Source organism: Paraniabella ginsengisoli (genome assembly GCF_022513635.1).
Taxonomy (GTDB): domain Bacteria; phylum Bacteroidota; class Bacteroidia; order Chitinophagales; family Chitinophagaceae; genus Niabella; species Niabella ginsengisoli.
Window position 1 is genome coordinate 21,707 of the sequence record NZ_JAKWBL010000004.1, and the last position, 14,343, is coordinate 36,049.

Below are 14,343 nucleotides of genomic sequence, written 5' to 3' on the forward strand. Positions count from 1 at the left end.
ATTTACTTTTTTGAACCTTTTTTAGCGGGTGTTTTTTCAAACTCAAACAAACTATCAATGGCCACCATTTGCTCATAACCCTGTTGCAGGGTTTGTTTCAATAGCTTAAATTTTTCGTTTACAGCTTCGCTGGGGACATTCACTTTATTAATTTTTTCTCTGCCAGTTACGGAAAGGATAGAGAACTGTTTTGCGAACAGTACATGTGAAGTATATCCCCTACTTTCCAATAAACTTAAAAATTCAAATACCAAATCCAGCGAACCGCCGATACCTCTTTCCAGCCGGGAGATAATGCCCTGATGGGTATTTAGTTCAGTAGCCAGTTCATGCTGCTTTATTCTTAAAACTTCTTCCCTTACCTGTTGTACCCGCTTTCCAAATTCCTGTAGATCCATATCTAAACTATTTATTAAATCAAAATTATTGATTTTAGTAAAAGAAGCCATAAAAACTTCTCCCGAAGATTTTTAGGAAAAGTCCGTAAAATAATATCAACAGACCCTGCTATTTTTTGAAAAAAGGAAGTTATGTTCCCTGCTACTTTTCAAAGAATGGCACCATTTTCGCCCCAGAGCATGGCCTGGATGAAAGAAAGGCGGCGCTGTGGGGCCGCCCAACTTGTATTGTTTGAATGAGGTTTTAATCTTCCATACCGGAATATGCAAAATCGCCTTTCAAATAGCTGTTATTGAAAGGAATTTCTCATTTCCAAAAAACAGTTGTATTGCCTGCCTTAACAACCTGTTACACTCCGGGGTATCGGCATATTCAATAAAACAGTATAAGGTAAACAAGGCATTGTACCCGTCAAAAAACTGGTCGGTGAAGCGGTTGGAACGCTTGTTCAATTCAGATTGAAATTCGCTAACTGATTTATCGGCTTCCCGCACAAGCATATACCAAAAATCTGCTGTAAAAAAACCGCCTTGCGTCCAACCTTTCCTAAAAGCCTGTTCCTGTTGAAGAAAATATTTACATTGCTTTTCTATACACTGCAACAAATTTTCCAGTTCTTTGGGGAATAACCCGACCAGTAATTTGCCTTTATCCAAGTTGTCCATTTTGCTTAATTCTTTCATGACTGTTTGATTTTAAAATAGGGCGGATTTTACTTACTGATAACCACCCTCTTGTTTATTATTGTTTGTTTCTAAAATGGCAGGTCGGCAACTTCATTTTGCTCCTGTTGCGTTGTGTTCATGGCATGCAGAGTATTATCTCCGCTTTCGCTTGAACGCATTGAGCTATGAAATTTGATTTGAGAGGCATGAAAATTTAGTCCCGATTTCATTTGCCCATCTTTGCCCGTCCATGCTCTTGCGCTCACCCTTCCAGTCAATTCTACTAAAGCACCTTTGGTGAGGATTCTCGATACATTTACATTACGCCAATAGGCGCAATCAAAGTAGGTGGTTTGCTGGATGCGCTCACCCTCTTTATTCCTATAACTATCATTAACGGCCAATGAAAAATTCACGACCTGTTTGTCGTTGTTTAGTGTGCGGACTTCTGCATTGTGTGTTAATCTTCCAATGATGTTCATAATTAAAATGTTTAGGGTTTAAAAAATAATTTTTTCAAAGAAAAAAACGAGAAAAAAAGAAAGCAGTTAAACAGCGCCTGCTTCACTTATCCAAAAGGAAGTAAAATAAGTGCCGGAGGCTAAAAAAGCAGGCATTATATTAGTGTAGCCTTGCCTGCTTTTTTATTATGTCGAACACTTTTGGATTATTAACAGCAGGGTAATTGGAGATGCATGGCGCTACCTTGCTTTCGCTTTTGCACGCGTTTTATTTGAAGACAATACTTCTATCAAAAAATAAATTCTCCTATGATTGGTTATAATATAAATACTGGCAGTAGTGTTTTTAAAGATGGAATGATTGCCGGTAATGAATGCACAATAAAAATTTATAAAGAACGGGGCAATTCATTATCCGGTAATGATTCACACGAGAAGATAGTTTCATTAAAATAGTGGTGTGCAAATTTGTTGCTTACATGGGCGGGTGCATGGCCGCATCCGAATACGGGATGTGGAGGCCGTGCAGGTGCTGCAATTGTGCATGTAAGCAAGTAGTTTGTGGAGGTATTTTAAAGCAGCCTTATTAAAAGGATGAGGGGTGCAGCGGCATCCACCCCAACAGGAGAAAGAGTTACGGCGGGGAATACAGCGGAACACCCGGCGCCGGGACAACCACTATACTTTCAACATCTCCCGGCGCATCCCACTGCTCTAAATCTGTTTATAGTTTGTTTTAGAAAAACTATAATTTGCAACAAAAAACTAACATCATGATTTACATGTTACCAACCGAGAGAGGAATGGGTATAGAACTTTGGGGCACGTATGGTGATCTTTACCAGCTTCATGATATCGTAGGTAAATTCTGGGGTAAAGAAGAAGGAAATAGTCCTCAACCGAAAGCCTCTGAAAACCGAGATAAAGCTATCAGTGCATTTTCTTATGAAATCCGTAAGGCATTTCAGGGAAGCCGCCTAGAACAACCGGAAGGGGGACATTTTTATTACTCGGATGGAAGACATTTAGGCACCCGAATATCCTGGGTTCATTTTTTATTTTCACTGACTGCTATAAAATTTAATATGCGCTATTCTCCAACAAATAAGCAGGATATTGCCCAAATTTTGCTACTCGAATATTGGCTTGAAAAAGCAATGTTCAGCTACGATGCAGTCGGAGCTAAACACCTCCTATGTTTGTTTTTATAAAAATAGTTCTTTGAGATTTTGATTAAAGATACCAATAGATTTGAGTTTATAAAGTGAAAAAGGATGAGAGCGAATATGTACCTAAGCAACGTTAAGTATGCTCTCACATAGATATAGCCTCATCCTTTTTTATCTCTTCGAGTTTGAACAGAATGTAAGGAACAGGGCAAAGCTTTGTATCCAGAATATATTCGAATCAGTCGTTGTAAGCTACTCAAAGGAAAGCAATGGAGGGGGCAAACAGTGCAGTATGCGTCGATATTTTTATGGAGTAAAAGTGCAGGTACTGGTAAATGCTAATGGTATCCAGGTAGAATTTGGTTTTGTTCCTGGTTGTGAGAGTGATGTACAGGCCTTGAAAAAGTTGCCACTAGCTGTGGCTGCAGAAAGCAAGATTTATGGAGATTCTGCTTACACGGATTATCAGGTGAAAGATGACATGAAAGATGCAGAACTGATTGAGTTAATGATCCAGCGAAAAAGCAACTCCAAAAGACCCGATGAACCGTGGGTGAGATTCATTAAAGAACAAAGGAGAAAAGGAATAGAAACTTCTTTTAGTGAAATAAAAGCCCTATTCCTTCGTAAAATACATGCTGTCACCTTTAAAGGGTTTCTACTCAAATTGGCAATGTTTATTCTGGCTTTCACTTTAAATAAATTCACCAATAACTAGCAACTTAATTAATTAAAGTAACAATCTAAGATTATGGCGCGACGAATTTTAATCAATATTGTCCTTTGTTTTCTAATAATTCCAATTTTGTCTTTTACCCGAGACTTAATAAAAATGGAAGTGCTGCAAGACCATAGTAAGTTTAGTGGAACATTTTGGGAATATCAAAGAATGAATACGGCTACTAATCTTTTGGTAGCTCCGTTGATCTTTCTGATTTTGGTTTTGCTACCATATAACCTAATTATATATCGATTAGAAAAACGAAAGCAGTTAAACTTGAACAATAAGCTGTTAATTTTTTTTCTAATAATGGTTAGTGTTACCGTTTTAATTGGTCTGTTTATTACTAATATATGGTATCCTGATTGGGGATTATTCTTTTCCTATTTTTTTGCTTTTGTTTTAGTGACATTGTTTTTTGTACTTCCATTGCACTATTGGGTCGATAGAAAGAGACTTTCAAAATGAAATTGAGCTAAATGTAAAATCAAATAAATGCAACCAAAAGAACAAAGGCATAAATACAAATATTTTTGATTGCGAGTTATATAAAAGAAGAACGAAAATTGAACCTGCTAATGCCTGGATAGACGCTTTTGAGGCATTCTTATCCGATATAAAAAACTTGCCGTTACACATGGATGGCCTGCAATGGCTGCCTATTATCGCACTATTCGTAGAAAAAAAAATTTAAAAATGTTCATAGTGTGTTGCTATTTGCTTTAAGATTTATTCATAATAGATGGTAATAATTATGCCTGACAGTATTGCAAGAAAACAACATATCGTTTACAAAGATTTATTGTCGCAGAGTTGTTGATGTAATTTCGACATTGGATTTTATTCTTTCAAAAGCCGATTCAGTGTTAATTTGAATAAGGAAATGAATATCAAATCTATCTTTGACTGGATCTTGGGGCTTGTAATAGTAATTGTAGCATTCGGATTTATAGCAGGATTTTTAACTGCCTTGAGTGATTATCTTTTATGTTCGATACATGGGTGGCATTTTGTAAAAGAGAAAATTTTTTTCAAAGATTTGGATTTTATACTGTGTACTACTCCTATTCCGCCATTACAGTGGCTTTTTTATAATTATAATTGTATTGATTTTGCTGAGGTGGAAATATAGCATCACTAATTTACAATTAAGCATTGTTGGAGCCCTACTCGGTGGACTTTTTGCTTGGTTTACCAAACATTTGATATGGTCTATCTACATACAGCCTGAAAAAGAAATCAGATATGTGATAGTGATACTTCTAACGATGTTTTTATTCCCATTTGTGATACAAAAGTTCAGCCGCTTTTTTTGTCCTGCGAATAATAATTAATGACTCTTTATAAATAAAGGATAATCATTATTCTAATAACTGGCCAAAATCACGGGAGAAAATTGACATTGCTTAAGCTCTCATTATCTGGAACACGGAAGGCTACAGAGATACTATTTTTTGTATATAAAAATAATCATTATATATTTATATAGTTAGACTTAAATTTTTTGATTGCACCAAAAATAACTTTATGAGAAAACGCTTTTTACTGTTGCTGCCAGTACTGCTTATTGGTATTATTGCCTTTGTCGTTTCCTGTGTAAGAAATCAGGATGCATACTGGGACTCTTCAGACTTAAAGGCTCAACGTCCGCTGACTGTAGCCGATGCACAAAGTTGGTTTGAAAAAGAGTATAGTGATGACATTACTGTCGTTCGAAGTGTACAGAATGGAAATTCCACCAGAATGGTTTCGTATGCAGAAAGTGTATTTGCGGGTACTCCGGATTGGGCAACGGCAAGGGTTTTCAGAAAGAATTCTAACAGTCTGATAGTTACATTAGATTACCTCGACCCGAAAACCAATTATCGGGGTTTTAGAGACATTATCATTGTAAGAAATCATAAGACTAAGTCTTTTAATGCGTTTGTGCAATTGCAATTGTTTGACACTGCTTATTTGAACAATCAGAAAAGAATCAAAGGAGAGCGGGCCAATATAAGGGAGTATTCAGACCCTGCTACGTTTACAGGCAAGGTATACAAATACAGCATAAATAATGAGTTTATCCGCGGAGCCATATATAAAAATGGGAAAATGGTCGCCCGCGTATTCCCCAAAAATAAAATTAGTTCCTTTTTTAATTCCCCAGGTTCATCTACGGTTAAAAAATCATACGTCCCTTATAATGGCGTGGCTAATTTGGGAAGGGCTCCGGGTGCGAAAGTGTCAAAAGCCGTTGCTCTACACTCAAGAAGCGTAACCCCAAGTTATGAAGAGGCACCCGTAAGAATGTCGTATGGTGGTGGAGATGACACCGATACAGATGAGTATGACACACACGACCCTGATTCTAATATGGAAACAGTAGTAGTTACAGCTGTAGACTCAGGAACAGAATCTGATACAGGTGACTGCGATCCTCTTTGGGGCGATACCTGCGACGGCAGTGGTGGTGATGAAGGCGGTGATCCATACCCAACTGAACCTTGTAATTGCGGCGGTGGTGGTGGCGGCGGTAGCGGTAATGTTGGTAGTGGAGAAGCCGTTCCACCTACCGAGGTGCCAACTTTTATCCTTTCTAGAGTTGATCAGAAAACATATCCTCGATTAACTCAAATGGTTAAAAAATAGAAAGTTACGTTAAGGATAACCCTACAGTACTTCAAGCTCTTATAGATTATTCAGGTCTGACCAAAAGTGAAATAATTGAAAAGGTTAAGTTTGGCAATGGTCCCACAATACAAATCAAAGAATTTAATGACAATAGCAAGTATGGTACATTTAATGGAACAGACAATCCTAATACGTTAAATCTTAATGCCGCATTTGCAAGAGGACTTGAGCGTGCAACTGCTCAAGGTACAATAGAAGCTACTTCTTTTTTACTGGCTGTTACTACATTACATGAATTTGTTCACTATGGAAGATTCTTTAATGGGCTGAGTGAGGGATCGTATGATTATGGACTAGGATTTGAAAGAGATGTGTATGGGGTAACAATAGATAAAGATAATGCAGGCAAATATAGTTGGAAGTTTTATAAAAAATAATCTCTTATAATTATGATTAGAATATTGCTTTGTATTCTTACCTCTATTTTGTTGTTATGTTGCAAACATAATAATAATAAAAGTGAAGTACAATACCTGAATACTATTGATTCATTTGCAGTTATGGAGTTGGCTCTAACTGCAAAAATTGTGGATTCGATATTTCTTCCTAATTATGCCGATTCAGTACTTAAGATAATCCAAATATCTTCAACACCTGCTTCTTATCGAAATTTAAAATGGCAAGATAAAAAGGTTATACTTTTAGATTCTGTAAGTGAATTAAAATCTGATATTGGTGATTTTAAGAAAGAAAATATTAATGGACGAATAGTAGCGGTAGGCTCTCGACTACCTTCTTTTATATTAACTTATAAAGTCAAGTTTAAAAATAATACCGAGGCTATAATTAATCTTTGGTTTAAAAATAACGGTATTTCTATTGAATACGTGTTGGAAAAAATCGGAAATGCTTGGTTGGTAAAAAGATCTTTTGGGAGAGAACAAAAAACTAAATGGTCATTATGGGTAGAGACATACTGTAAGTCCGATAATTTCTAAACTCTTTAAAAATGAAAAAAATGATGAGATTTTTCCGAGTATTGGTACACTATAATGTTCAGCAATCTTAACAAATCGTAATAAAAAAAGATTCATCTAATTCTTATAGAGTAAAAAACTGGGTGTGAATTAAAGTCGACATTGATTATCAATGTTATTTTCGGACATGGTAACATTACACTTTATCCCAACCTCCACAATATGAAGGGCATCAAACACAGATAAATTCTACTGCGCGTTCTGTTGCCATCTGCTCTAAGACTGTAGCGCTTTTTAAACTTCACGTTAATGCAAAAAAGAACAATAGATCATTATAAATATGTACTTTCCAGATTCTACTTTTTTCGAGAGCAGATGCCGAAACTATGTTTACCGGCACTCATTTGAAAGAGGAATATGAGATCTCATGCCGTGAAAAAATACTATTCAAAACTCAAAAAAGGTTGGAGTATTTTGATCTCAAATCTTAAAAATAGCCCATTTGTCGATCGGGTTTGTGACGCATCCTATGATACACCTCATTGTTTGAAGATTCTTTTCTCTTTAAAACATGACATAGGCTATGGGATTGGCGTTTGTTTGACCTTATTGCAGCCCCAAAAGTGCATAGCGAAGAAGAAAAATATGATTTGGAGGTTTAAGGATTATTCTGTCTTTTATTATCCTCTTGGGTTTGGACGCTTAAAATTGCCTATTTTAAACAACTATTCTGAAGCTACATTTTTCAAAGACTAATGAGAAGCTTAAAAGGAATTAATGATCTACATCTAAATAAACTTCTTTGTCTTTTGATGAATACGATGGCAGACTTATGGACAGTTCGTTGTCTGCCTCTTATTTTTTGTGGCATGTAAAGTTGATTCTCGTAAGCAAAATATAGTAAGACTGGAGCTCTATAATTCCCTACCACTGTTACTGAAAGAAGAGAATGTAAATGCGGAACAACTGGCAGCTGCTGATCATAAAATTTTCACTGATGCGCGTACATTAAAACTTGTTAATGACAGAATATTATATGATAAGGTTTCAGTATGGAAGGGTCATATTTATGGAAAATTCATTTTTGAGGATAACTACTCTACTATTATAAAAGTTAGTAGATACGATAAGCAAAAGGAAATTGATCAGCTGAATCACGATATTATTCAACAGCAAAAATATTTGAACAAGCGCTGCATACGCTCAAAAGTAGTGTGGATAAATCGTTGAGGCAATACACACTGCAAGCTCCGGTTGATGGGCAGATTACTTTTATACTACCTGTACAAAAAAATCAGCATATTGAGCAGGGAAAGCTATTAGGCTATGTTAATCCGCCTGACAGCAAGTATTATGCTGAAATCAAATTAGCCCAATACAATTTTGGCAAAGTAGATACCGGTATGAAAGTACAATTACGCTTCGACGCATATCCTTACCAGGAAACAGGCTTTGTACCAGGAACATTGAATTATATTTCTAAAGTAGCCATCGACAGTGGCTTTGTAGGAACCGTACGTTTAGACAAAGGGCTTACCACCAACCAGCAAAAAGCCCTGCCTTACAAACCCGGTTTAAAAGCGCAGGCGCTAATTATTACTAAGGATCAGCGATTGCTGGAAAGGCTATATTATAATATAGTGAAGTCGACGTCGCTAAATAAATAAATAAAGTGAGCTTTGGATTTTAACATTGAGTGAATACGAAAAATTTTTCATCTTGTGCTGTAAGTTTGTAAGGATCTTAATGAAAAAATGTAAAACATATTCTCTGTCATATTTAAAGAAAAATAGCATAAAGTGAAATCCAAATATTCTATTAATAGGTGTAACGTAAAATTCCCCTGCCAAAATTCATGCCGGCACAGTAAAGTTAGTTTATCTTTCTTTGAATTATTTTATGCCCAATAAGCCTATAGCTGTTTAGCAACGGCCCACCGGGCGGTGCACTTGTTGTTCATAACAATAGGTTTGACCAGCCCGGTTTTTATATATGTGGTAGGGAATAAAAAGTAGAAAAAAATTAACGTTAGCCAAAATTATTGAGAAAAATTATCGTACGATCAGTGAGTGGTTTTTATTCTGGTAAATCACCTGTGTAGTCAAATAGGTCTTTTGTAGCGATCTTTAATGCTTTAGCAAACTTTATTACAGTGATTATCTCGATATTCTTTTGGCCATTTTCGATTCTACTAATATCGGCATTGCCCACACCTGATGAAATCTCTAAATCAACTTGAGTAAGATTTCGATACTTTCTAAGCTGGCGCAGCCTTTGCCCAAATGCCAATAATTCGTCATCAATATAATTACTCATTATTTACCGGCAAGTTCTTATGAACCGGTAAAATAAAATTTGTGTTTTAACGCAAATTGATTATATTTGAATTGTCATTCTTGAATGACATTATATTTGCGATACTACAATTAAATTATTGATAGCATTCGCTTGGAGTCTCGGATAGAAAACTGGTAATTTTAATGCACGAGATGATAAGTAGAATGCCCACGTTTAGGCGTGGGCTCTCTTATTCGTGCATGGGTATACCAGTACCTCTATCCGGTGAGTTGAGTTCCACGCTTTTCTATGCTTGCCGCGTTGTAGCTCACTTACTTCGAGACTCATTCCGAACCCTCTACGGATGAGTGCCAAAACATCATATCAACACATTGTTTCGAGTGCGATAGCATTTGAGGTATTGTATGCCCGTAAGCCAAAGAAGCCTGTTTAGCAACGGTCGTCGGGGTGGTGGGGCTGCCTTTTCTCATGGGCTAAGCCCTGCCTTACCCGACTTGAGTTCATACCATATCCTCTAACATTTAACGCATTGACTCTTGAAAATTTTAACGCTGTTGGGCGTAATGACCATCTTTTGCCATTACCTCAATGCCCAACCTCCTTCACCCCTTACCATTGGCAATGGCCTGCCAGGCAAGATTCACACCTACCTGGAGCAACAAGGTGTTTCTACCTCTAAACCTACCGTCATCGAATTTTTCGCAACTTATTGTAGTACCTGCTTAAAATCTATACCGCGGCTAAACGAACTCCAAAAAAATTCGCAGGAAAGGTAAATATCGTTCTTGTTACAGAAGAGCATAGAGAAAAAGTAACTGCACTATTTGATAAACCATTTTTAAAACAGGTGTCTCTTTCCGTTATTTCAAATGACACCCTGCTTAAAAAATATCTGCCTTATGCATCTATACCACATGTTGTCTGGATAGATAGAGATGGAAAGATAGCAGCTATTACCAGCAGCGATCATGTTACTGCTTCGAATATAGAAAAACTGATTGCCGGAGCAGCTTTACAACTTCCGGTAAAAACCAGTTCATTCGACTACGATCCACAGAATTCTTTAGTAGCGCAGGTTCCAGACAAATCAACAATTTATTTTCAGTCTTCCACAGTTGGTTATATACCCAATGCAAAAAGCAATATATATGGAAGCATAGAAGTAGAAAATGGTTTGGAGAAAAACTACTTTATTAATATGAAGCTGCTTAACCTGTTGCAAATCGCGCTCGACCGGATCAGCGCGAACCGCTTTATGATCAAAACCAAAAATCCGGAACAATTAATACCATCGGAATTCGGTAAGCAAGAACCTAAACTTTATTCTTACGAAATCATCCATCCCAAAGGCTATAACAAATCTATTTATCTCCGGCAGCTTTTTAATGACATAGGTACTGCTTCGGGACTTGATATAAAGCTGGAACCTGTTACTATGGATTGTTATGTATTACAAAAAACTGCGGCTGATATATTGCTAAAAACCAAAGGAGGCAAACCGTCTTTGTCGCTACCAAAAACCAACAAACCACAACTGATACTAACCAACCAGCCCATAAGCAGGCTGGTAAAAGTATTGAACACTGGCGGTGTTGACGCGCCGATTGTAATCGATGAAACAGCCCTGTCATCACCCGTGGATCTTGTCATTAAAGTTAACACGCTTAAAGACTTTAAAACGCTCAACAAAGGATTATTACCATACGGCCTAACCCTTGAAAAAGACAAACGCACCATCAACATGGTTGTTATCCGCGATGCGGATACAGCACGCTATTTATCACCCAAAACCGAATCATTATGAGCAGACAGTTTTACCTACTTATTTTTATGCTGCTGGGTTACAGCTTTTGTTCCGCCCAGCAAATACCCATCACAGGCAATGCAGTTGATGCGCACACAGGCAGCGCGTTACGCAACATCACGATTTACAATACCAGAACCGGGGTTTACCAAAAAAGTGATGCCAACGGAGCCTTTCAGATCAGGGCGCTGGCGGGTGACAGCCTTCGTTTTTCGAGAGTGGGTTATCACACCCGCCTTATCATTGTTACAACAGATAAGACAACTTTAGTTGTTGAGTTAACACCGGATGAAGCCATGATGGAAAGCGTGGTAGTTAATACCGGCTACCAGAAAATTCCCAGGGAAAGAAGTACCGGTTCTTTTGTACAGGTGGACAGCGCCCTGTTTAACAGGGCGGTCGGTGCCAGCGTATTAGATCGGTTAAACGGTGTAACCAGCAGTGTCCTGTTTGACCCCAATAAATCAAGACCGCCGATTACCATTCGCGGGATCGCTACTTTAACGGCTTCCGAAAAAATGGCCTATCCTTTAATCGTCATAGACAACTTCCCTTATGAAGGTGATATCAATAATATTAATCCCAATGATGTTGAAAATATCACTATTTTAAGAGACGCTGCCGCAGCCTCTATATGGGGCGCAAGAGCCGGTAATGGCGTTATTGTGATTACCACTAAAAAAGGGAAACTCAATCAGCCCATACGCTTAAGCCTGAATAGTAATATTACCGTGCAGGAGAAACCCAACCTTTATTACCCTGCACAAATGTCTTCATCAGATTTTATTGATATGGAGCGTTTTCTTTTTGACAAAGGTTATTATGATGCGGATCTTACCAATACTGGCGACAGGCCGCTGGTATCGCCGGTGGTAGAACTGCTGGCGCTACAAAGAGCAGGTGTTATAACAGGCAGTGATGCTGACCAACAGATCGATGCCTACCGCAATAAGGATCTCAGAAAAGATCTTTTGCAATATTACTATCGCAACCCTGTGCAACAGCAATATGCACTTTCGCTGTCCGGCGGAAAAGAGTCGGTTTCTTTCAGGGCATCGGGCGGGTATGACAAAAATATGGGGCCCATAAATGGTAATAGCGATGACCGGGTCACACTAAATACAGATTTATTCATACAGCCGGTTTCAAAACTAACAGTACAGCTTAAATCCATGCTGGCCTTTACCCGGTCTGTAGATAATGGAGAACTTCCCCAAATAGCGCTGGGCAGGTTCAACTATCCTTATTCAAGCCTAATTAATGATGATGGCACGCCCGCCACCTGGGATAAGGATTACCGCTCATCCTATAAAGATACTGCTGGTGGAGGTCGTTTACTGGGCTGGCAGTACCGGCCGCTGGATGAACTGTCCAATGCCGATAATACCAGCAGCAGCCACGATGTATTACTGATGCTGAACACTACCTATCAATTTCATAAGATGTTGAAAGCCTCCGTGATTTACCAGTTTGAAAATGCAGGCACTAATACCCGTAACTATTACAACGAACAAACTTATTATACCCGCAACCTGATCAACCTGTATTCTGCTATCAATGGCGCTACAGTTACGCGTCGTATTCCTTTGGGTGGGATTTTAGATATGGCAGAAGGGCGGCTGACAGCGCATTCTTTAAGAGGGCAGCTATCACTCAATCACTCGTTCCGGTGGGGAACAGTTGCGGCCATTGCAGGAAGTGAAGTCCGAAAAGCCGTACATAAAGGTTCGGCATTCAGAAGTTATGGGGTTAGCAGCAACCTGACTTCTGTCAATGTAAATTACGACCAGGTCTATCCCATTTTTGACGACCTTTTATCAGGCAATGTGATTCCTGCTAACACCCATTATACCGGCACAGATGACCGTATGGTTTCTTTGTACGCTAATGCATCTTATGATTATCAAAACCGATATATCCTGTCAGCAGGCGCCAGAAAGGATGCATCCAATATACTCGGTGTAAGCACCAATAATAAATGGAAACCGCTATGGTCTGCAGGGCTTGCCTGGAATATCAGTAATGAAAGCTATTACCACTTTGATGCGCTTGCCTATCTAAAGCTCAGGGCCACTTATGGCTATAGCGGTAATGTCAACAATGCGATCCCGGCGGTAACTACTTTGAATTTTACATCTGTAAGCACTTCGCGCCTGAGCACACTTCCTTATGCATCGGTAGCCAATGTACCCAATAAAGACCTCAGGTGGGAAAAGATCGGGACACTAAACTTAGGTCTTGACTTTGGAAGCAAAGGCAGCGTGATTACCGGATCACTGGAGTATTACATCAAAAATGCAAGCGACGTAATATCCCAGGTGCCTGTGGATATTACGATAGCAGGCACTACCGCATTATTAAAAAACAGCGCTTCCTTAAAAAGCACCGGTTGGGATCTTACGGTAAACACGATTAATATAAACAGGGCTTTAAAATGGGAAACCAGCTTTCTGTATTCTTATAATAAGGTTCAGGTCAAAAAGATATTTGAAGATATTAAACCAGGCAGTACCGTTGGAGATGGCACTACGATTAATCCCATCATCGGCGAATCTCCCTATAATATCATCAGTTATCAATGGGCGGGACTAAACCCTGAGAACGGCAACCCGAGAGGCTTCGTTGATGAAGGCCTGAGTGAAGACTATACTAATATCATCAAAGACCCCGGATGGGAAGATCTTAAGGTAAGTGGCAGCGCTATTCCCGAACATTTTGGCGGCATCAGAAATACCTTTTCTTATCATAAATTTTCTGTCTCGGCAAATATTACTTATATGCTGGGCTATTATTTTCGTAAAGAGGCCTTGAGCTATACCAACTTATTTGCAAGCGGCGGCACTGATGGTGATTATTTAAAACGCTGGCAACAGCCGGGAGACGAGGCCCACACCCATATTCCCTCGCTGTTTTATCCGACAGACTATTACCGAGACCTGTTTTACAGCAACTCATCCGCCACTGTTTTAAAAGCAGACCATATCAGGCTAAAGGATATCCAGCTGGGATATAATATCGCATCCTCTAAGCCTGCAAACCGCCGTTTGTATCTCTATTGCTATATCAGCAACCTGGGTTTAATCTGGAGAGCCAACAAAGAAGGACGCGATCCTTCTTATCCCGAAAGCAGCCCTGCACCTGCGTCGTATGCGTTTGGGTGTAAGATCGAGTTGTAGAACCATAGACCATGGACAATAGACAAATACATCACCTAATAAATATTTAGCCATGCAAAA

General features: G+C 38.7%; 12 protein-coding genes and 1 pseudogene. 9 read left to right on the forward strand and 4 right to left on the reverse strand.

Features of this window, described 5'->3' with window-relative positions; all coding sequences use genetic code 11:
- Positions 1-2 precede the first annotated feature (2 nt).
- From MKP09_RS17080 to MKP09_RS17090, 3 genes are all read right to left on the reverse strand, one after another.
- The gene (locus MKP09_RS17080; protein WP_240831539.1) at positions 3-398 is read right to left on the reverse strand and encodes a helix-turn-helix domain-containing protein; all 396 of its coding nucleotides are present in this window, start codon (positions 396-398) and stop codon (positions 3-5) included.
- 279 nt (positions 399-677) lie between these two features.
- Positions 678-1,082, reverse strand: a complete 405-nt coding sequence (locus tag MKP09_RS17085; RefSeq protein WP_240831540.1) for a hypothetical protein — start codon at positions 1,080-1,082, stop codon at positions 678-680.
- Between the two features lie 71 nt (positions 1,083-1,153).
- The gene (locus MKP09_RS17090) at positions 1,154-1,546 is read right to left on the reverse strand and encodes a single-stranded DNA-binding protein (protein WP_240831541.1); all 393 of its coding nucleotides are present in this window, start codon (positions 1,544-1,546) and stop codon (positions 1,154-1,156) included.
- 752 nt (positions 1,547-2,298) lie between these two features.
- Here MKP09_RS17090 and MKP09_RS17095 point away from each other — a divergent pair.
- The 7 genes and pseudogenes from MKP09_RS17095 to MKP09_RS17120 all read left to right on the forward strand — a co-directional run bounded on the left by MKP09_RS17095 (position 2,299) and on the right by MKP09_RS17120 (position 8,672).
- Positions 2,299-2,736, forward strand: a complete 438-nt coding sequence (locus MKP09_RS17095) for a DUF6904 family protein (protein ID WP_240831542.1) — start codon at positions 2,299-2,301, stop codon at positions 2,734-2,736.
- 189 nt (positions 2,737-2,925) lie between these two features.
- Positions 2,926-3,412, forward strand: a pseudogene (locus MKP09_RS17100) (transposase); the annotation flags it as partial.
- Between the two features lie 1,530 nt (positions 3,413-4,942).
- Positions 4,943-6,046 carry a hypothetical protein gene (locus MKP09_RS17105; protein WP_240831544.1) on the forward strand — a complete coding sequence of 368 codons (1,104 nt, stop codon included), beginning with the start codon at positions 4,943-4,945 and terminating at the stop codon, positions 6,044-6,046.
- On the forward strand, positions 6,043-6,465 hold the full coding sequence (locus MKP09_RS28315) for a hypothetical protein (RefSeq protein ID WP_394801125.1): 423 nt from the start codon (positions 6,043-6,045) through the stop codon (positions 6,463-6,465). Before MKP09_RS17105 ends, MKP09_RS28315 begins: the two co-directional genes overlap by 4 nt.
- A 12-nt stretch (positions 6,466-6,477) precedes the next feature.
- Complete coding sequence (locus tag MKP09_RS17110; protein ID WP_240831545.1) at positions 6,478-7,026, forward strand: hypothetical protein; 549 nt, start codon at positions 6,478-6,480, stop codon at positions 7,024-7,026.
- Between the two features lie 843 nt (positions 7,027-7,869).
- A complete protein-coding gene (locus MKP09_RS17115) occupies positions 7,870-8,235 on the forward strand; it encodes a hypothetical protein (RefSeq protein WP_240831546.1) in 366 nt (121 codons plus the stop codon).
- Complete coding sequence (locus MKP09_RS17120) at positions 8,220-8,672, forward strand: beta-barrel domain-containing protein (RefSeq protein ID WP_240831547.1); 453 nt, start codon at positions 8,220-8,222, stop codon at positions 8,670-8,672. The genes MKP09_RS17115 and MKP09_RS17120 overlap by 16 nt, the downstream gene beginning before the upstream one ends.
- A 409-nt stretch (positions 8,673-9,081) precedes the next feature.
- Here MKP09_RS17120 and MKP09_RS17125 read toward each other — a convergent pair whose 3' ends face one another.
- Positions 9,082-9,321, reverse strand: coding sequence for a helix-turn-helix domain-containing protein (locus MKP09_RS17125; protein ID WP_240831548.1), 240 nt, complete (start codon positions 9,319-9,321; stop codon positions 9,082-9,084).
- Between the two features lie 829 nt (positions 9,322-10,150).
- On the opposite strand from MKP09_RS17125, the gene MKP09_RS17130 reads away from it, so the two are divergent.
- Together MKP09_RS17130 and MKP09_RS17135 are read left to right on the forward strand one after the other, a co-directional pair.
- A complete protein-coding gene (locus MKP09_RS17130) occupies positions 10,151-11,107 on the forward strand; it encodes a hypothetical protein (protein ID WP_240831549.1) in 957 nt (318 codons plus the stop codon).
- The gene (locus tag MKP09_RS17135) at positions 11,104-14,283 is read left to right on the forward strand and encodes a SusC/RagA family TonB-linked outer membrane protein (RefSeq protein ID WP_240831550.1); all 3,180 of its coding nucleotides are present in this window, start codon (positions 11,104-11,106) and stop codon (positions 14,281-14,283) included. Before MKP09_RS17130 ends, MKP09_RS17135 begins: the two co-directional genes overlap by 4 nt.
- Positions 14,284-14,343 lie beyond the last annotated feature (60 nt).